Origin of the sequence: Aeromonas sp. MR7, assembly GCF_963899385.1 — a bacterium.
GTDB lineage: Bacteria > Pseudomonadota > Gammaproteobacteria > Enterobacterales > Aeromonadaceae > Aeromonas > Aeromonas bestiarum.
In genome coordinates, this window is the sequence record NZ_CAWQXH010000003.1 from 54,956 (window position 1) to 73,670 (window position 18,715).

General features: G+C 61.1%; 15 protein-coding genes. 4 read left to right on the forward strand and 11 right to left on the reverse strand.

Translation table 11 applies throughout. The features are described 5' to 3' along the window. Window positions 1–4: 4 nt before the first annotated feature. The 10 genes from surE to rlmD form a co-directional block, all read right to left on the reverse strand. A complete protein-coding gene (gene surE / locus AACW87_RS01820; RefSeq protein ID WP_043142115.1) occupies window positions 5–766 on the reverse strand; it encodes a 5'/3'-nucleotidase SurE in 762 nt (253 codons plus the stop codon). Then, on the reverse strand, window positions 747–1,805 hold the full coding sequence (gene truD / locus AACW87_RS01825) for a tRNA pseudouridine(13) synthase TruD (protein WP_241326407.1): 1,059 nt from the start codon (window positions 1,803–1,805) through the stop codon (window positions 747–749). Before truD ends, surE begins: the two co-directional genes overlap by 20 nt. Further along, window positions 1,805–2,281, reverse strand: coding sequence for a 2-C-methyl-D-erythritol 2,4-cyclodiphosphate synthase (gene ispF, locus AACW87_RS01830; protein ID WP_042872662.1), 477 nt, complete (start codon window positions 2,279–2,281; stop codon window positions 1,805–1,807). Before ispF ends, truD begins: the two co-directional genes overlap by 1 nt. Before the next feature lie 168 nt (window positions 2,282–2,449). Next, complete coding sequence (gene ispD, locus AACW87_RS01835; protein WP_098980695.1) at window positions 2,450–3,136, reverse strand: 2-C-methyl-D-erythritol 4-phosphate cytidylyltransferase; 687 nt, start codon at window positions 3,134–3,136, stop codon at window positions 2,450–2,452. Continuing rightward, window positions 3,129–3,446 carry a cell division protein FtsB gene (gene ftsB / locus AACW87_RS01840; protein WP_042872668.1) on the reverse strand — a complete coding sequence of 106 codons (318 nt, stop codon included), beginning with the start codon at window positions 3,444–3,446 and terminating at the stop codon, window positions 3,129–3,131. Before ftsB ends, ispD begins: the two co-directional genes overlap by 8 nt. A gap of 179 nt (window positions 3,447–3,625) precedes the next feature. Next, the gene (gene eno, locus AACW87_RS01845; protein ID WP_043142126.1) at window positions 3,626–4,927 is read right to left on the reverse strand and encodes a phosphopyruvate hydratase; all 1,302 of its coding nucleotides are present in this window, start codon (window positions 4,925–4,927) and stop codon (window positions 3,626–3,628) included. 89 nt (window positions 4,928–5,016) lie between these two features. Then, window positions 5,017–6,654, reverse strand: coding sequence for a glutamine hydrolyzing CTP synthase (gene pyrG / locus AACW87_RS01850; RefSeq protein WP_042872670.1), 1,638 nt, complete (start codon window positions 6,652–6,654; stop codon window positions 5,017–5,019). Window positions 6,655–6,795: 141 nt separating this feature from the next. After that, window positions 6,796–7,593, reverse strand: coding sequence for a nucleoside triphosphate pyrophosphohydrolase (gene mazG, locus AACW87_RS01855; RefSeq protein WP_043554948.1), 798 nt, complete (start codon window positions 7,591–7,593; stop codon window positions 6,796–6,798). A gap of 69 nt (window positions 7,594–7,662) precedes the next feature. Further along, window positions 7,663–9,873: a GTP diphosphokinase gene (relA, locus tag AACW87_RS01860; protein WP_043142131.1), complete on the reverse strand. Its 2,211-nt coding sequence runs from the start codon at window positions 9,871–9,873 to the stop codon at window positions 7,663–7,665. Between the two features lie 573 nt (window positions 9,874–10,446). After that, the gene (gene rlmD / locus AACW87_RS01865; protein ID WP_241326408.1) at window positions 10,447–11,766 is read right to left on the reverse strand and encodes a 23S rRNA (uracil(1939)-C(5))-methyltransferase RlmD; all 1,320 of its coding nucleotides are present in this window, start codon (window positions 11,764–11,766) and stop codon (window positions 10,447–10,449) included. A 230-nt stretch (window positions 11,767–11,996) separates the two neighbouring features. Between rlmD and barA the strand changes: the two genes are divergently transcribed. From barA to AACW87_RS01880, 3 genes are all read left to right on the forward strand, one after another. Beyond that, a complete protein-coding gene (gene barA, locus AACW87_RS01870) occupies window positions 11,997–14,708 on the forward strand; it encodes a two-component sensor histidine kinase BarA (protein ID WP_043142137.1) in 2,712 nt (903 codons plus the stop codon). Between the two features lie 131 nt (window positions 14,709–14,839). Beyond that, entirely contained in the window at window positions 14,840–15,319 is a 480-nt protein-coding gene (locus AACW87_RS01875; protein ID WP_005318863.1) for a YehS family protein, read from the forward strand. Between the two features lie 3 nt (window positions 15,320–15,322). After that, complete coding sequence (locus AACW87_RS01880; RefSeq protein ID WP_241326409.1) at window positions 15,323–16,249, forward strand: N-acetylmuramoyl-L-alanine amidase; 927 nt, start codon at window positions 15,323–15,325, stop codon at window positions 16,247–16,249. Between the two features lie 70 nt (window positions 16,250–16,319). On the opposite strand, the gene AACW87_RS01885 is transcribed toward AACW87_RS01880, so the two are convergent. After that, window positions 16,320–17,117: a DeoR family transcriptional regulator gene (locus AACW87_RS01885; RefSeq protein WP_043142143.1), complete on the reverse strand. Its 798-nt coding sequence runs from the start codon at window positions 17,115–17,117 to the stop codon at window positions 16,320–16,322. 272 nt (window positions 17,118–17,389) lie between these two features. Here AACW87_RS01885 and kbaZ point away from each other — a divergent pair, with 272 nt between their 5' ends. Beyond that, window positions 17,390–18,703, forward strand: a complete 1,314-nt coding sequence (kbaZ, locus tag AACW87_RS01890; protein ID WP_241326410.1) for a tagatose-bisphosphate aldolase subunit KbaZ — start codon at window positions 17,390–17,392, stop codon at window positions 18,701–18,703. Window positions 18,704–18,715 lie beyond the last annotated feature (12 nt).

Below are 18,715 nucleotides of genomic sequence, written 5' to 3' on the forward strand. Positions count from 1 at the left end.
ACCTTCATCCCTGCAGGTCTAACCAAGCCCCCAGACCCGCCAGACTGCTGTAGGCAGTCATATCGATGGTCAGGGGGGTGATCGAGACGTAGCCCTGCTCGATGGCGGCGAAATCCGTGCCTTCTCCCGCATCCTGCTGGCTGCCGGGGGGGCCGATCCAGTAGATGGGCTGACCACGGGGATCCTCGCTGCAGATCACAGATTCCGCCCGATGACGGTTGCCAAGGCGAGTCACCCTGATCCCCTTGATCTGATCGAGGGGCAGGTCCGGCACGTTGACATTGAGGATCTGATCGGCAGGCAGTGGGTGCACCATCATGCCCTTCACCAGCAGAGCCGCATAATGGGCCGCGCTGGCGAAATGGGTCTTGCCTACCAGCGAGATGGCCAGCGAGGGAAAGCCGAGGTGACGCCCTTCGGTAGCCGCCGCGACCGTGCCCGAGTAGATGACATCATCCCCCAGGTTGGCACCGTGGTTGATACCAGCCACCACCATGTCGGGTTCAGGGCGCACCAGTTCGTTGACCGCCAGATGCACGCAGTCGGTCGGCGTCCCCTTCACCGCATAGCTCTCGATCCCATTAAAACCGGTTTCGCTGAGACGGGTAACCCGCAACGGCACCTCCAGCGTCAGGGAGTGACTCGCGCCGCTGCGGTTGCGATCCGGCGCCACCACTATGACTTCGCCACAGGCCGTCAGCGCAGTGCTGAGGGCTCGGATCCCCTCGGCATGCACGCCATCGTCATTACTGACCAGAATTCGCATCGGACTGATTCCTGAAACCATGATCGGCCTCTTCGGCCTGCATTAATTCGCGTACCACGCTGGTGGCAAAGGCACCGGCCGGCAGGAAGAACGACAGGGTCAAGGCCTCGCCGTCCAGCTGCCAGCTCATCTGTTCCGGCTTGAGCAGGAGCGGGCGGCGGTCCTGATCCAGCCCGGCCTTCTCCAGACCTGCGCACCATTCGGGGTAAGCGGCCAGCACTCCCTGCTCGAACTCAGCCGCCGCCCCCTGGCTCGCCAGCCGGCCACGGCCCCACTGGGGAGCGGTCAGCTGCACGTCACCGGAGGCGAGACGCGCCTCCAGCTCCGGGGTCAGCAACTCTTCGCTGAAGATGGAGTGGCTGCCCTTTAGCATCAGGCAATCACCGGCCAGCAGCTGGTGAGCCAGCCCCTGCTCGATACGGGCGCTGACGATGGCATTGAACAGCATGCTGCGGGCGGCTGAGAGGTAGAGGGAACGCTTGTTGCGATCATTGATCCGCTTGCCGGCAAACATCGCCTTGGCCGCTTCCAGATTGTTGCCACCCCGGCCAAAACGCTGCTCGCCGTAGTAGTTCGGCACCCCCTGACTGGCGATGGCCTGCAGGCGGGACGCCAGTCCTTCGGTCTGTTCCAGCCCGGTCAGACGCAGGGTGAAGTGGTTGCCCTTGAGATAGCCAACCCGCAGCTTCTTGTTGTGGCGCTTCACCTGCAGGATCTGGATGCTGTCACTCTCGATCACCGAAAGGTTCGGCTCTGCCTTGCCCGGCAGGTGAATGCCGAACCACTGCTCGGTCACGGCGTGGCGATCCTTGAGGCCAGCCCAGGTCACAGCGTTGCGATTAACCCCGGCCGCATCGGCCAGCAGGCCCGCCACCCAGGCGGTATTCTCGCCGGTTTTGCGTACCCGCACGAAAATGTGTTCGCCCTCACCGCAGGGCTCGAAGCCGAGATCCTCAACCACCACGAAATCACTGGCCTCGGCCTTGAGGATGCCACGGGCGGCGGGCGCTCCGTGCAGATAACTGAGTTGTTCCAACATTATTGTTTCACCAGTAAGACGACGGCTTCGGTGGCGATCCCTTCCTTGCGCCCCGTAAACCCGAGTTGTTCTGTGGTAGTCGCCTTGACATTCACCCGGTTCAAATCACACATCAGGTCGGCGGCCAGCACGGCGCACATGGCATCGATATGGGGCGCCATCTTGGGGGCCTGGGCTATGATGGTCACGTCCAGATTGCCGATGGCATAACCCGCCTTTTTTACTCGGGCAAACACGTCCCGCAGCAGGATCCGGCTGTCGATCCCCTTGAATTGCGCGGCGGTATCGGGAAAGTGGCGGCCTATGTCACCGGCGCCTATGGCGCCAAGCAGGGCATCGCTCACCGCGTGCAGTACCACATCACCGTCGGAATGGGCCAGCAGTCCCTGTTCATACGGCACGGCGACGCCACCCAGCATGCAGGGGCCAACCCCACCAAATTTGTGTACATCAAAACCATGTCCAATTCGTATCACGCCTGACATCCTCCAAACACGCAGGAAACTTCTCCGCCTAAACCTTGTTCACCTCAAGATCGGCCTGACATCCTCCAAACAGGCAGGAGACTCATCCACCCAAACCCTGAGCACCTCAACCGCACGTCCCATCCGGATCATGCTCGCTCCTTGTCTGGGTGTATCGACTTATGCCTGCTGGCTTAAAAACAGCCCCGCCAGAGAGAGATCCTCCGGCCGGGTCACCTTGATGTTGTCGGCACGCCCTTCCACCATGCGTACTGTGAAACCGGCACGCTCCATGGCGGAGGCCTCGTCGGTAATGGTGGCCCCCAAGGCCAGCCCCTCCTCCAGCGCCCGCAGCAGAGTGCGGGCGGGGAACATCTGCGGCGTCAGGGCATGCCAGAGCTGCTCGCGATCGACGGTGCCGAGTATGTTGCCCATGGCGTCTGAACGCTTCATAGTGTCGCGCACCCGGCTGCCGAGAATGGCGCCACCACACTGGATGGCGGTGGCGATGAGCCGGTCGAGATCTCCGTGGGTCAGACAGGGACGGGCGGCATCGTGCACAAGCACCCACTCCCCCTCTGCCACATGCAGCGCATTGAGAACGGAAAAGGCGCGCTCGGCGCCCCCCTCTACCCGCAGGACACGCGGGTCGGTCGCAACGGGCAGGGCATCAAACCAACGATCGTGGGGCGCCAGCGCCACTATCACCCGGGCGATGGCCGGGTGTGACAGCAGGGCGCCGAGGGTATGCTCGAGAATGGTCTGTCCCGCCAGCTGCAGATACTGTTTCGGACAATCGGCGCCCATCCGGCTGCCAATCCCGGCGGCGGGGACTATGGCGGTCAACCCGGTCTGGCGATCAGTCATCGTAGGCTGCGTCTCCCGAGCTGGAGCCCTTGTCCTTATCCTTGGGGATGATCCGGTAGAAGGTCTCGCCCTGCTTGATGTAGCCGAGATCGTTGCGCGACAGCTCCTCAATGGCCTCGAGGCCCGAGGTCAGATCGTCAATCTCTCGATAAATCAGGTTGTTGCGATCCTTGAGTACCAGATTGTCCTGCTGCTGCCGGGAGATGGCGTCGGACAATTCGTGATAATCGGACAGGCCATTCTTCCCCAGCCAGAGGTCATATTGAAGCCCTCCCAACAGGAAGAGCAGGATAAGAGTGAGTAGCCGCATGCACTGAGTCTCCTTCAAGCGGCCTAGTTTCCCATATTCGCAGGCAAGACAAAAGGAAGCCTGTGTCCCGGATGGGCTGGGCCGGAATAAAAAATGCAGAAACCGCACCCGGCGATGACGGAAACGAAAAAGCCCCGCCAGATTGGCGGGGCTTTGAGCAGATTAAGGGCGGGCTGGAATTAAGCCTGGTTTTTAACTTCTTTCAGACCGCGGAAAGGAGCTTTGGCACCCAGAGCTTCTTCGATACGGATCAGCTGGTTGTACTTGGCAACACGGTCAGAACGGCTCATGGAACCTGTCTTGATCTGGCCAGCAGCGGTACCAACAGCCAGGTCGGCGATGGTCGCGTCTTCGGTCTCACCGGAGCGGTGGGAGATGACGGCAGTGTAGCCAGCGTCTTTGGCCATCTTGATGGCAGCCAGAGTTTCGGTCAGGGAACCGATCTGGTTGAACTTGATCAGGATGGAGTTGGCAACGCCGTTGTCGATGCCGCGCTTCAGGATCTTGGTGTTGGTTACGAACAGGTCGTCACCCACGATCTGGATTTTCTTGCCCAGTTCAGCAGTCTGGTAAGCAAAACCGTCCCAGTCAGATTCGTCCAGGCCATCTTCGATGGAGACGATCGGGAACTTGGTGGTCAGGTCAGCCAGGTAGTCAGAGAAACCGTTGGAGGTGAAGATACGACCTTCGCCTTTCAGGTTGTACTCTTTCTTCTCTGCGTCATAGAACTCGGAAGCAGCACAGTCCATGGCCAGGGTGATGTCTTTACCCAGGACATAGCCAGCAGCAGCAACGGCTTCTGCGATCACTTCCAGCGCTTCGGCGTTGGATTTCAGGTTGGGAGCGAAACCACCTTCGTCACCAACAGCAGTGTTGTAGCCCTTGGACTTCAGCACTTTGGCCAGGTTGTGGAACACTTCGGCGCCCATGCGAACGGCTTCTTTCAGGGTCTTGGCGCCAACCGGCTGGATCATGAACTCCTGGATGTCGACGTTGTTGTCGGCGTGCTCACCACCGTTGATGATGTTCATCATCGGCAGCGGCATGGAGTAAACACCGGCAGTGCCGTTCAGCTCGGCGATGTGAGCGTACAGCGGCATGCCTTTGGCGGCAGCGGCGGCTTTGGCGTTGGCCAGGGAAACAGCCAGGATGGCGTTGGCGCCAAACTTGGATTTGTTCTCGGTGCCGTCGAGGTCGATCATGATCTGGTCGATAGCGGCCTGGTCCTTGGCATCTTTACCCAGCAGAGCTTGAGCGATCGGGCCGTTTACGGCTTCGAGGGCTTTCAGAACGCCTTTACCCAGGAAACGGCTCTTGTCGCCGTCACGCAGTTCCAGCGCTTCGCGGGAACCGGTGGACGCGCCAGACGGAGCGGCTGCCATACCAACAAAACCACCTTCCAGGTGAACTTCGGCCTCAACGGTCGGGTTACCACGGGAGTCGATGATTTCACGACCGATCACTTTAACGATCTTGGACATGTGTATTTCCTCAGGTTTCGTAAAAAAACAACAAAAATATGCCAAAAAAAGCGGCTGTGGCACAGAGCCTCAACCGCATTTATTTTCAATTACTTCAGATTACGCTTCTGATACTCGCCTGCCGCCTTCACAAAACCGGCGAACAGGGCGTGGCCATCACGGGGAGTCGAGGTGAACTCCGGGTGGAACTGCGCCGCCACGAACCAAGGGTGATCCGGGATCTCGATAATTTCCACCAATTTTTTGTCGGCGGAGAGACCGGTCACTTTCAGACCTGCCGCTTCAATCTGCGGCAGCAGCTTGTTGTTCACTTCGTAACGGTGACGGTGGCGCTCGTAAATGGTCGGGCTGCCGTACATCTGACGCACCTTGGAACCTTCGACCAGGTGGCAGAGCTGGGAACCCAGACGCATGGTGCCGCCCAGATCGGACTTCTCGGTACGGGTCTCGACGTTGCCTTCGTCATCCACCCACTCGGTGATGAGACCGACGACCGGATAGGCGCAATCTTTCTTGAATTCGGAGGAGTGAGCCCCTGTCATGCCCGCCACGTTGCGTGCAAATTCGATCATGGCAACCTGCATGCCGAGGCAGATACCCAGATAAGGGATCTTGTTCTCGCGGGCATACTGGGCAGCCTGGATCTTGCCTTCCACGCCGCGCTCACCGAAGCCACCCGGCACCAGGATCGCGTCCAGGCCTTCCAGCAGCTCGGAGCCACGGGTCTCGATGTCCTGGGAGTCGATGTACTTGATGGTGACGGAGAGACGGGTCTTGAGGCCACCGTGCTTGAGCGCCTCGTTGACGGACTTGTAGGCATCCGGCAGGGAGACATACTTGCCGACCATGCCGATGGTCACTTCCGCAGTCGGATTGGCCTCTTCGAAGACCACCTGTTCCCACTCGGACAGGTCGGCCTCTTTGCACTCCAGACCGAAACGCTCGGTGAAGTAGGAGTCCAGATTCTGGGACTTGAGCAGGGCCGGGATCTTGTAGATGGAGTCGACGTCTTTCATGGAGATGACGGCGCGCTCAGGCACGTTGCAGAACAGGGCAATCTTGGCACGCTCATTGGCCGGAATGGCACGGTCGGAGCGGCAGATCAGCACATCCGGCTGGATCCCGATGGAGAGCAGCTCTTTCACCGAGTGCTGGGTCGGCTTGGTCTTCACCTCGCCGGCGGCGGCCAGGTAAGGTACCAGGGTCAGGTGCATGAACATGGCGCTGTTGCGGCCCACTTCGGCAGCCAGCTGACGAATGGCCTCGAGGAACGGCAGGGACTCGATGTCGCCCACGGTACCGCCCACTTCGACGATGGCAACCTGATGGCCTTCGGCACCGGCAATCACCCGCTCCTTGATGGCGTTGGTGATGTGCGGGATGACCTGAATGGTGGCGCCCAGATAGTCGCCACGGCGCTCTTTGCGCAGCACGTCGGCGTAGATGCGGCCAGTGGTAAAGTTGTTGCGGCGAGTCATCTTGGTGCGGATGAAACGCTCGTAGTGGCCCAGATCCAGATCGGTTTCGGCCCCGTCCTCGGTTACGAACACTTCACCGTGCTGAGTCGGGCTCATGGTGCCCGGATCCACGTTGATATAGGGGTCCAGTTTCATGATGGTCACATCCAGACCACGGGCTTCCAGAATGGCTGCCAGAGAAGCTGCGGCAATGCCTTTGCCGAGGGATGAAACAACGCCACCAGTTACAAAAATATATTTTGTCGTCATGCTGAACCTGAAAGAAGTTTAGGGAATTTTAAGGGGTGCTTCGGGGATGAAGCAGGACGGGGAAACAGTATACCAAAACCCCCTCTCCCAAACAATGAACAAAAATCTATCAGGCTCACCGCCCCCTCATCTTGCGCCAAATCAACTTTGTTCGGTTTCCTTGGCCTTGTCCCAGGCTGCGTCCAGCTTTTCCAGCGAGCAATCGGTCATTTTCAGCCCTTCCGCGGCGATAAACTGCTCAACCTGACGAAAGCGACGTTCGAACTTGCTATTGGCCCCCCGCAGCACCTGCTCCGGATCCTTGCCAAGATGACGTACCAGATTGACGGTGGCAAACAAGAGGTCGCCGAGCTCATCGCTCACCCGCGCCTCGTCGACGTCGGCCATCAACGCCTCTTCCATCACCTCGTCGATCTCTTCGTGGATCTTGTCCACCACTGGGCCCAACGTCTTCCAGTCGAAGCCAACCGTGGCACAGCGCTTCTGGATCTTGGCCGAGCGGGTCAGGGCCGGCAGCGCGAGCGGTATGTCATCCAGCACGCTTTCCTTGTCGAGCGCGGCCCGCTCTTTGGCCTTCTCGGCCTCCCAGTTCACTTTCACCGCCTGCTCGTCACCGAGATCCGCATCGGAAAACACATGGGGATGGCGACGAATGAGCTTCTCGCTCACCGTATCCACGATATCGGCGAAATCGAACAGCCCCTGCTCCTTGCCCAGCTGGGCGTAGAACACCACCTGGAACAGCAAATCACCGAGCTCCCCCTTCAATCCCTGCCAATCGCGGGTTTCGATGGCATCGGCGACCTCATAGGCCTCTTCCAGGGTGTGCGGCACTATGGTCTGGAAGCTCTGCTTGAGATCCCAGGGGCAACCCTCTTGCGGGTCACGCAGGCGAGACATGATATCGAGCAATTGAGAGAGGTCGTAACGTTGGGACATGGGAGATCCGCTTTCAGGTTGTTCAAACAGGGGAAAAGCGACCGGCCACCCTGGGCCGGTCGTTAGGTATCAGAGGCGCTTGGCGCTGATCACGTCGTTGAGCTGGCTGAGCTTGGCCAACGCCCGGTTGAAGGCGTTGATGTTGTAAATCTCCAGCTCCATGTCGATCTCGGCGGTCTGCTCGCGCACGTTGGAGCGCGAACGCACCCCCATCACGTTGATCTTCTCGTTGGCCAGCACGGTAGTGATGTCCCGCAGCAGACCCGAGCGATCGTTGGAGAGGATGCGTATGGTGAGGCCATAACCACCCGAGTAGTTCTCCCCCCACACCGCATCGATCAGTCGCTCCGGGTTGCGACGGGAGAGCTCCTTGAGCTGCTCGCAATCATCCCTGTGGATGGACACCCCACGCCCCATGGTGATGAAGCCCTGAATGGTGTCGCCCGGAATGGGCTGGCAGCAGCGGGCGATGTGGGTCATCAGATTGCCGACCCCTTCCACCACTATGTGATCCTTGGGCTTGGGCCGGAACGGGGTATTGGCCTTCTGCTCCAGTTTTTCCAGCACACGGCGGTCTTCTTCCTCCGCCGTCGGCTTGTTGTAACGGGTGTCCAGGTAGTTGAGCAGCTGGTTGATGCGGATGTCGCCGCTGCCGATACCGGCCAGCAGGTCTTCCAGCTCCTCGGCGTGGAAACGCTCGAGCACCACCTTGTCCACCTTGGAGAGGGTCAGGTTGTGTCTGTCCAGCTCCTTCTCCAGCAGCTCCTTGCCGGCAGCTATGTTCTTGTCCCGATCCAGCTTTCTGAACCAGGTGGCCACCTTGGCCCGCGCCCGGCTGGAGCGCAGGAACCCGGAGTTGGGGTTCATCCAGTCGCGGCTCGGGTTCGGCTCCTTCTGGGTGATCACCTCCACCTGATCGCCGGTCTGCAGCGCATAGGTGAAGGGCACGATACGACCGTCAATCTTGGCGCCGATGCAGCGGTGGCCGATCATGCTGTGCACGTGATAGGCAAAGTCGAGCGGGGTGGCCCCCGCTGGCAAGTCGATGACATCCCCTTTCGGGGTGAACACATAGACCCTGTCCTCGAACACCTGACTCCGCAGATCCTCGAGCAGGGAGCCGCTCTCGGAGAGATCCTCCTGCCAGGCAAGCAGCTTGCGCAGCCACTCGATCTTGTCTTCGAAGTTGTTGGCCTTGTTGGCGGCCTGGGCCCCTTCCTTGTAACGCCAGTGAGCAGCCACCCCCAGCTCGGCATCCTGATGCATCTGGTCGGTACGGATCTGGATCTCCACCGTCTTGCCTTCGGGCCCCACCACCACTGTGTGGATCGACTGGTAGCCGTTGGGTTTGGGGTTGGCGACATAGTCGTCAAACTCGCGGGGAATATGGTGGAAATGGGTATGGACTATGCCGAGCGCCGCGTAGCAATCCTGCAGCCGCTTGGTCACCACCCGCACAGCGCGCACGTCGAACAGCTCGTTGAACTCGAGGTGCTTCTTCTGCATCTTGCGCCAGATGCTGTAGATGTGTTTCGGTCGGCCATAGACTTCGGCCTCCACATCCGCTTCCTTGAGGGCATCGCGCAGGGACTGCACGAACTCGCGGATGTAGCGCTCCCGGTCGAGCCGCTTCTCGTCCAGCTGCTTGGCGATCTGCTTGTAGGTATCCGGGTGCAGGTAACGGAAGGCGAGATCTTCCAGCTCCCATTTGAGCTGACCTATGCCGAGCCGGTTGGCCAGCGGGGCATAGATGTTGGTGATCTCCTGGGCCATCAGCACCCGGGTCTCTTCATCCGCCTTCTTCGCTTCCCGCAGGCAGGCGATCCGCTCCGCCAGCTTGATCACCACGGCACGCACATCCTCGACCATGGCGAGCAGCATGCGGCGCACGTTGTCGACCTGCTCCGGCGAGGTCTCGCTGCGGTGCAGGGTCTGCAGCGAGCGGATGGCTTCCATCTCCAGCACCCCTTCCACCAGCTTGGCGATCTTGGGACCGAAGTCTTCGTCCATCCGCTCCTGGCTGATGAGGCCGGCTTCGACAAAGGGGTAGATGATGGCGGCCTTGAGGGTGCCGAGATCCATGCTGAGCATCAGCAGAATGCCCGCCATCTCGACGCCACGCACCAGCAGGCGGTTGGTGAGCGCCTCGTCACCAAGCGTCAGACAATACTGGTAGACGGTTCGCAACTGATCCTTGTCACTGTCACTCAAGGAGAGCGAGCTGACCCACTCTTCCAGGGTGAAGTTGTCTTTCAAATGAATATCGCGAACCGCAACCATGGTATCAATCCTTTAAATTATTGGGCCGAAAGCTGCCGCTTCCTCCCCCTCACCTGATGAGACTGCCTCAGATGGGGATATCTGGAGAACTTTTCAAGGCATATTGTCAATAAAGACAATAGAGTTCTCCAACAGGCCCAGCCGATTTACGAGGGGCTAGATTACCCCAATCACTCCCGCTCAAACAGCCTGATGGACGCCAGATACACCAGAATAAAAGAACATATCCGCGCCCCACACACATCAGACTAAGGGGCTGGATTACTCCGTTCGCTCCCGCTCAAACAGCCTGATGGACGCCAGATACACCGGAATAAAAGAACATATTCGGCCCCCAAACACATCAGACCAAGGGGCTGGATTACTCAGTTCACTCCCGCTCAAACAGCCTGATGGACGCCAGATACACCGGGATAAAAGAACATATCCGGCCCCCAAACACATCAGACCAAGGGGCTGGATTACTCAGTTCACTCCCGCTCAAACAGCCCGATGAACGCCGGATACACCGGGATAAAAGAACATATCCGGCCCCCAAACACATAAGACCAAGGGGCTGAATTACTCCATTCATTACCGCTCAAACAGGGCCATGGACTCCAGATGGCCGGTGTGGGGGAACATGTCTAGCATCCCCAGCCGTACCAGTCGGTAGCCCCCTTTCACCAACACCTGACTGTCACGGGCCAGGGTGACCGGGTTACAGGAAACGTAGACCACTCGCTTGGGTGAAAGTTTCACGACGTGCCCCATCACCTCCAGCGCACCGGGGCGGGCCGGATCCAGCAGCACCAGATCGAACCCTTCCCGCGCCCAGGACATGCCGACTATGTCACCGCTCAAGTCCGCCTTGTAGAAACGGGCATTGTCGATGCCGTTGCGACGGGCGTTCTCCTCGGCGCGGGCCACCATGGCCAGCTCCCCTTCCACGCCCACCACTTCCCGGGCCTGACGGGCCAGTGGCAGGGTGAAGTTGCCTATGCCGCAGAACAGATCCAGCACCTTGTCATCCTTGCTCGCCCCGAGCCACGCCAGCGCCTGGGCCACCATGCTCTGGTTGATGGGGCCATTGACCTGAATGAAATCACCGGGAGCAAATGCAAGAGACAGGCCATCCAGTGAGTAGGATGGCTGGAATACCTGGTGCAACGACTCGATGCGCTCATCGGCAGCCTGCAGATAGAGGTCTATCCCCTGCGTCTGCGCAAACGCCACCAGCAGGGCGCGATCCGCCTCATTGGGACGACCCGTATGGCGCAGCAGCATCATGATCCCCTGCTCGGCCTGAATGAGTTCGGCATGGCCCAGCTCACGCTGGCTCTTGAGGCGATTGAGGCAGTCGCGCAGAGGATTAATGAGGGCAGAGAGCGGCTCGGCCAGCACGGGGCAGCCCTCGATCTCCACCAGGTCGTTGGATTGGCGACGACGAAAACCGACCCGGGTGCAGCGGCCATTCTTGTCAAACTTGATGGCCAGCCGGCAGACCCGGCGGTAGGCGCGAGACTCCCCTGTCAGCACGGGCTCCAGCGCTGGCGCCTTGATCTGCCCCAGCCGCTCGAACAGGCTGACCAGGCCAGCCTCTTTGGCGGCCTGCTGATCCGCCTCACCGAGATGCTGGGCATTGCAACCGCCGCACTCGCGGTAGTGGCTGCAGAAGGGGGCGATGCGATTGGCTGCCGGGGTCACCACCTGTTGCAAGGCGGCGTGGGCATACTGCTTCTTGTCTTCGAGGATGCGGGCCTTGACCTGCTCGCCGGGCAGCGCCCCTTCGATGAAGATCGCCTTGCCCTGATGACGGCCGATACCGACGCAGTGGTGATCCAGACTGTCTACCGTAAATTCAATACGTTGGGGCTGGGTGGATTTCTTTTGGGGCTTGAAAAACTGGGCCATAAAACTTGGTGCCTATAGGTGGCTATGTCATGATTGTGGAATCTGCAGCAGGCTATTGTCCCACAAGAATAATAGTATGACCAAATCCGGCCTGCGGGCCCGCCCACTGTCGTTTGCCCTCTTGCCAACCCTGCTCTTCGGGGGACTATCCGCATGACCCAATCCGGCCTGCGCGCTCATGCCGTGCCATTGACCATCTTGCCCACCCTGCTCATCGGGGGACCATTCGCATGACCAAGTACGGCCTGCGAGCCCGGGTGCTGGCCTTTACCATATTACCGACCCTGATCATTGGCGGCCTGATGGCCGGCTATTTCACCTTCCACCGCTACCAGCAGCTGGAAAACAACCTGATCGATCAGGGCATCAACATCATAGAGCCGCTGGCCATCGCCAGTGAATACGGCATGACCCAGCACAGCCGGGAGTCGCTCAAGCGGCTGATTGGCCTGACCCACCGCAAGAATTCGCCGCTCATCAAGTCCATCGCCGTCTTCACCCAGGACAACCAGCTGTTCGTGACGTCCAACTACCACAGGGACTTCACCCGGCTGCGGCTGCCCGATGGCAGCCAGATCCCCGAGCTGACCAGCGTCACCCTGTACGGTGACGACATCATATTGCGCACCCCGATCCAGGCCGAGACCAGCATGGATGGTTTCCCGCTGCCCAGCGATGTGGAGCCGCCCATGATCGGCTACATCTCCATGCAGATGACCACAGACAGGGCCATGATCCTGCAGTATCGAGACACCTTCTTCGCGGTGATCATGGTGCTCATCGGTCTGGCCGTCAGTACCCTGTTTGGCTTCAGGCTGGTCAAGAGCGTGACCCAGCCCATCACCGACATGGTGCAGGCGGTGCACAAGATCAGGGAGGGGCGACTCGACACCCGGGTCAGCGGCCAGCTCACCGGCGAGCTGGACATGCTGAAAAACGGCATCAACGCCATGGCCAAGGCGCTCTCGGAATATCACGAGGAGATGCAGCAGAACATCGATCAGGCCACCTCTGACTTGCGCGAGACGCTGGAGCAGATCGAGATCCAGAACGTCGAGCTCGACATGGCCAAGAAGCGGGCGCAGGAGGCGGCGCGGGTCAAATCCGAGTTCCTCGCCAACATGTCCCACGAGCTGCGCACCCCGCTCAACGGCGTCATCGGCTTCACCCGCCAGCTGCTCAAGACGGCGCTGACGCCGAGCCAGACCGACTACATGCAGACCATAGAGAAGTCGGCCCGCAACCTGCTCGGCATCATCAACGACATCCTCGACTTCTCCAAGCTGGAGGCGGGCAAGCTGCAACTGGAGCACATACCCTTCAGCCTGCGCGACACCCTCAACGAGACCATGCACCTGCTCGGCCCCAGCGCCCACGACAAGCAGCTCGAACTCTCCCTGCAGGTGGATGCCGAGGTGCCGGACTACCTCACCGGCGACCCCATGCGCCTGCAGCAGGTGCTGACCAACCTCACCGGCAACGCCATCAAGTTCACCGAGCGCGGCAACGTGGATGTGCGCATCGAGCAGACCGGGGGCAGCAACGGCAACAAGGTGCGGCTCAACGTGTTGATCCGCGATACCGGCATCGGCATCTCGGAAGAGCAGCAGCGCCAGCTGTTCCAGGCCTTCAACCAGGCCGACTCCTCCATCTCGCGCCGCTATGGCGGCACTGGCCTCGGCCTCGTCATCACCCAGAAGCTGGTGCAGCAGATGGGGGGCCAGATCCGTTTCGAATCCGAACTGGGCAAGGGCTCCATCTTCTCCTTCAGCCTAGACATGGACGTCTCTCCCCTGCCCCAGACCGACAAGCTGCCGCTGGATCGCATCCAGGGCAAACGAGTCTGGCTGCTGGAGCCGGATCCCTTCAGCCACTCCTCCCTCTGCGCCCTGCTGGCGGAGTGGCAGCTGGATGTGCAGTCGCTCGCCATCGACACCATCTGGCCCGAGATGAGCAACCAGGACATGGTGATCATCGGCAGCAGCACACTGCACACACCGCAGCAGGTGATCGCCCGCCTCGACGGGCTGGACGGCCAGCAGAACACCATAGTGCTGCTCAGCAGCCACGAGCCCGCGCTCTATGACGCCATGCTGGCCCACGGCGCCCAGCACTGTCTCTCCAAGCCCACCAACCACCGCAAGCTGCTGCACGCCCTGCTCTCCCCCGAGGCAGCCAAGAGCGCGCCGCTGCCCGCCCCGACCCAGCGCCAGGTGCAGCAAGTCAAGGTGCTGGCGGTGGACGACAATGCGGCCAACCTCAAGCTGATCGCCGCCATGCTCAAGGAGATGGTGAGCCAGGTGGTGGTGTGCAAGAACGGCAAGGAGGCGGTCAGACTGGCCCAGAGCCAGCCATTCGACATCATCTTCATGGATATACAGATGCCGATCATGGATGGCATCAGCGCCACCCAGGCGATCCGCAGCCAGTCCCTCAACACAGAGACGCCGATCGTGGCGGTGACCGCCCACGCCATTCCCGGCGAGCGGGAGCGGCTGATCCGGCAGGGGATGGATGACTATCTGGCCAAGCCCATCGACGAGAGCATGCTGGCCCAGCTGATCACCGACTTCGCCCACCGTCGCCACCAGAACCACGCGGATCAGCAGATAGACTGGTCTCTGGCGGTGCGTCAGGCCGCCGGCAAGCTGGATCTCGCCAAGGAGATGCTGACCATGTTGATGGCCAGTTTCGACGAGGTGGATCCCGTGCTGGAGGCGGCCCTCGCCGGTCAGGTGGAGGATGCCGAGGTGCTGGCCCAGCTGCACCGCCTCAACGGCGGCTGCGCCTATTCCGGGGTGCCCGGCCTGCAACGGCTGCTCTCCCAGCTGGAACAGCAGCTGCGCGACGGGGTGCCGGTCAGCGAGCTGGAACCCGAATTGCTGGAGTTGCAGGATGCGATGGAGCAGGTGCGTCAGGAGGCGCCACGCTACCTCGTCTGAATGAGCGGGATGCAGGGCTGCCCGCCATTGGCAGCAGTCCCTTGCCCCCTTTTCCTGACAGGGCCTGCCCCGCTTTTTCTGACGCGGGGCGCGCCAGATGGTAAAGTTGCGCCGTTTCTACAGGAGTCAACATGACCAACAACGATATTCTGCGCCGTCTGCGCTACGCCCTCACCATCAGCAATGACCAGATGGTCGAGATGTTTGCCAAGGGCAACCTGACGGTCACTCACGCCCAGCTGCACAGCTGGCTGATGAAAGAAGCCGCCGAAGGGGAAGAGCAGGAGGCTGGCTATGTCGCCTGCCCCGATGCGGCCCTGAGCCAGTTCCTCGACGGCTTCATCATAGCGCGCCGCGGTGTGCGGGAAGATGCCCCGGCCCAGGTGATCCCGAACCGGATCAACAACAACATGATACTGCGCAAGCTGCGCATCGGCCTGAACTACAAAGAAGAGGACATGCTCGGCACCCTCAAGCTCGCCGACTTCAACCTCTCCAAGTCCGAACTGAGTGCCCTGTTCCGCTCCAAGGATCACAAGCACTATCAGGATTGCGGGGATCAGATCCTGCGCAACTTCCTCATCGGCCTCACTGCCAAGTACCGCGCCTGAGTCATGGGCCAGCGTCTCCGCTCACTGTCAGCCCGCCTCTCGCTGGTCAGTGGGCGGCGCTGGCCGTTGCGCCTTCCCGCTCCGGGCGCGAACAGGGCCAGGTGGCTGCGATTATGGCCACTCTGCCTCATACTGCTGCTGAGCGCCTGCCAGCCAGCCCCCTATCAGCTCTCGTCCCGTTACCCCAGCGCCAACCAGAATGAACGCATCGCCTTCCTGATCCTGCACTACACGGATGAGGACGATGCCCACTCACTGCGCCTGCTGACCGAACCGGCCCACCAGGTGAGCGCCCACTACCTGATCCCCCGCGACACCGACCAGACGCCGCTCCCCGTCTACCAGCTGGTGCCCGACAGCCAGCGCGCCTGGCATGCGGGCCGCAGTCGCTGGCACCAGTATGCGGGGCTCAACGCCAGCTCCCTCGGCATCGAAATCGTCAACCTGGGCTATCCGCCGGAAGATGAGCTGCTACCCGCCCACCAGCGGCGCTGGCAGCCTTACACCCGGGCGCAGATCGCCGCTATCGGCGCCCTCACCCAGGAGCTGGTGCAGCGCTATCAAATACCGCCAACCCAGGTGCTGGCCCACAGCGATGTCGCCCCCGAGCGCAAGCAGGATCCCGGCCCCCACTTCCCCTGGCGCGAGCTCGCCCTGCACTACGGGGTCGGCGCCTGGCCCGACGAGGCCAGAGTCACGGCCCTGCGCCAACAACCGGCCCCCGCCTGGGATGCCCTCACCTGGCAACAGCAGCTCGCCCGTTACGGCTATGGGGTCGCCTCAAGCGGCACCTGGGATGAGCAGAGCCGGGCCGCCCTGCGCGCCTTCCAGCTCCATTTCCGCCCCGCCCTGGTCAGCGGCGAGCCCGATGAACAGAGCCAGGCCATACTCACCGCCCTGCTGGAGCGTTACTTCCCCGAGCCGGGCTGAGCACCTCTCCTGACAATGAAAGAGGGACGCCATGGCGTCCCTCTTTCTCAATCCCTTTTCGCGGCCCGGATCAGGCTGGCACCAGCAGCACCTCTATCCCCGCCTGGCGCAGCCCGGCCAGGGTCTCGGCCGCAATGGCGTCATCCGTGATCAGGGTGTGGATCCGCCGGGTGTCGACTATCTTGTGCAGGCTCAAGCGCCCAAACTTGCTGGAATCCGTCACCACTATGATGCGCTCGGCCACGTGGCACATGCAGCGGTTGAGGCGCGCCTCATCCTCATGATGGGTGCTGACGCCGCGCTCCAGATCGATGCCATCCACCCCGAGAAACAGCAGGTCGAAGTGGTAGTTCTGCAGGGACAGATCCGCCTGGGCGCCGTAGAAAGAGAGCGACTTGCGGCGCAGGTGTCCCCCCGTCATCAGCAGCTCCACCCCCTCAGCCTCCAGCAGGGCATTGGCCACGTTCATGCCGTTGGTCATCACCACTATCTCCTGATGCTCGCGCAGGTGACGCGCCACTTCCAGGGTGGTGGTTCCCGAGTCGAGAATGAGCCGACTCCCCGCCTGCACCAGGCTCGCCGCCATGGCACCGATACGCTGCTTGACCGGGGTATTGAGCACGCTCTTGTCGGCTATGGTGCGCTCGGGCACCGCCTGATTCGGTTCGCACAAGAGGGCGCCGCCATAGGCGCGTACCGCCACCCCCTGCTTCTCCAGAAACGCCAGATCGTTGCGAATGGTGACTGTGGATACCTGATAGTGACTGGCCAGCTCGTTGACCTGGACGCTGCCATTGCTGCGCAGTTGCTGAATGATGCGTTCCCGCCGCTCGCTGGTGCCGAGCACGCTTTTTTCGGTTGTTTGCATAGTCTCTCTGCCGGAGTGCTGTGGTGAAAACCTGGGCTTTCACTTCGTTACGTTTGCCTATTAACGCCCAGCCTTTATGCCAAATCAAGCTTTCATTGGTTTAAAAAGCCTCACAAGACTCTTCCGGAACGTCAAAAACCTTTCGATTCATTTCTTTTTGTGATCTCGCTCAAGATGCGAGCACGCTTTTATTTCGTTTCAGGGACGAGACGCCTAGGGTAAAGAAAGACATCGAAAGATAAAAATCGCATTCAGCCATGAGGAAGAGGGAAATGAAATCAATGCTGGCACTGATCGCACGACACAAGCAGGGGGAACCGGTCGGGATCCATGCCGTCTGCTCTGCCCACCCGCTGGTGCTGGAGGCCGCCCTGCGGCTGGCGGCACAAGGAGATGATCTGCTGCTGGTCGAGGCCACCTCCAATCAGGTGGATCAATTCGGCGGCTATACCGGCATGACGCCGGTGGATTTTCGCGATCGCCTGCACCGGCTCGCCGCCGAGTGCGACTTTCCCTTGCAGCGACTGGTATTGGGAGGCGATCACCTGGGCCCCAACCGCTGGCAGGGGGAGCCCGCCGAGCAGGCCATGGAACACGCCGAGGTGCTGATCGCCAGCTATGTCGCCGCCGGTTTCAAGAAGATCCACCTCGATTGCAGCATGTCCTGCCTGGGGGATCCTGTGCCGCTCCCCGATGAGCTGGTCGCCGAGCGGGCCGCCCGGCTGGCCCTGGTCGCCGAGCAGACCTGCCTGGCCGAGTTTGGCTGCTGCGATCTGGTCTATGTGATAGGCACAGAGGTGCCGGTACCGGGCGGTGCCCATGAGGAGCTGGCCGAGCTGGCCGTGACCACACCGGAAGCCGCCCGCCATACCTTGAACACCCACCAGCAGGCCTTCGCCAGGGTCGGGCTCGACGCCATCTGGCCCAGGGTGATCGGCCTGGTGGTGCAACCCGGGGTGGAGTTCGATCACACCCATGTCATCGACTACCGATCCGACAAGGCCGCCCCCCTCAGCCGGATGATCGAAGCCTATCCCCATCTGGTGTTCGAAGCCCACTCCACCGACTACCAGACCCCGGACGCCTACTGCCAGCTGGTACGCGACCACTTCGCCATCCTCAAGGTCGGCCCGGCCCTCACCTTCGCCCTGCGGGAGGCGCTGTTCGCCCTCGCCGCCATCGAGGAGGAGCTGGTGGTTGCCCGCGCCTGCTCGGGTCTGCGCCAGGTGCTGGAGGAGACAATGCTGGATCGTCCCGACTTCTGGCGCAGCCACTATCAGGGCAATGCCAACGAGTGCCGGCTGGCCCGCGGTTACAGCTATTCCGACCGCATTCGCTACTACTGGCCCGACAGCCGGGTCGACGACTGCTACGCCCGGCTGATCGCCAACCTGGCCGCCGAGCCCATTCCCCTGCCGCTGCTCAGCCAGCATCTGCCGCTGCAATACCGCAAGGTACGCCAGGGCACGCTGTCGGCCAGGGCCCACGACCTCATTCTCGATCAGGTGCAGGAGGTGCTGCGCCAATACGCCAATGCCTGTGGCACCACCCCCGCCAGTCATTCCCGGCTCACCCCGGTTGCATAAGGAGTTGTAGAG

Excerpts from the sequence above, each read along its gene's own strand:
- relA (WP_043142131.1), bottom strand. The coding sequence starts at position 9,873 with ATGGTTGCGGTTCGCGATATTCATTTGAAAGACAACTTCACCCTGGAA.
- AACW87_RS01875 (WP_005318863.1), top strand. The coding sequence starts at position 14,840 with ATGACCAACAACGATATTCTGCGCCGTCTGCGCTACGCCCTCACCATC.
- barA (WP_043142137.1), top strand. The coding sequence starts at position 11,997 with ATGACCAAGTACGGCCTGCGAGCCCGGGTGCTGGCCTTTACCATATTA.
- eno (WP_043142126.1), bottom strand. The coding sequence starts at position 4,927 with ATGTCCAAGATCGTTAAAGTGATCGGTCGTGAAATCATCGACTCCCGT.
- ftsB (WP_042872668.1), bottom strand. The coding sequence starts at position 3,446 with ATGCGGCTACTCACTCTTATCCTGCTCTTCCTGTTGGGAGGGCTTCAA.
- pyrG (WP_042872670.1), bottom strand. The coding sequence starts at position 6,654 with ATGACGACAAAATATATTTTTGTAACTGGTGGCGTTGTTTCATCCCTC.
- AACW87_RS01885 (WP_043142143.1), bottom strand. The coding sequence starts at position 17,117 with ATGCAAACAACCGAAAAAAGCGTGCTCGGCACCAGCGAGCGGCGGGAA.
- AACW87_RS01880 (WP_241326409.1), top strand. The coding sequence starts at position 15,323 with ATGGGCCAGCGTCTCCGCTCACTGTCAGCCCGCCTCTCGCTGGTCAGT.
- mazG (WP_043554948.1), bottom strand. The coding sequence starts at position 7,593 with ATGTCCCAACGTTACGACCTCTCTCAATTGCTCGATATCATGTCTCGC.
- rlmD (WP_241326408.1), bottom strand. The coding sequence starts at position 11,766 with ATGGCCCAGTTTTTCAAGCCCCAAAAGAAATCCACCCAGCCCCAACGT.
- surE (WP_043142115.1), bottom strand. The coding sequence starts at position 766 with ATGCGAATTCTGGTCAGTAATGACGATGGCGTGCATGCCGAGGGGATC.
- truD (WP_241326407.1), bottom strand. The coding sequence starts at position 1,805 with ATGTTGGAACAACTCAGTTATCTGCACGGAGCGCCCGCCGCCCGTGGC.
- ispD (WP_098980695.1), bottom strand. The coding sequence starts at position 3,136 with ATGACTGATCGCCAGACCGGGTTGACCGCCATAGTCCCCGCCGCCGGG.
- kbaZ (WP_241326410.1), top strand. The coding sequence starts at position 17,390 with ATGAAATCAATGCTGGCACTGATCGCACGACACAAGCAGGGGGAACCG.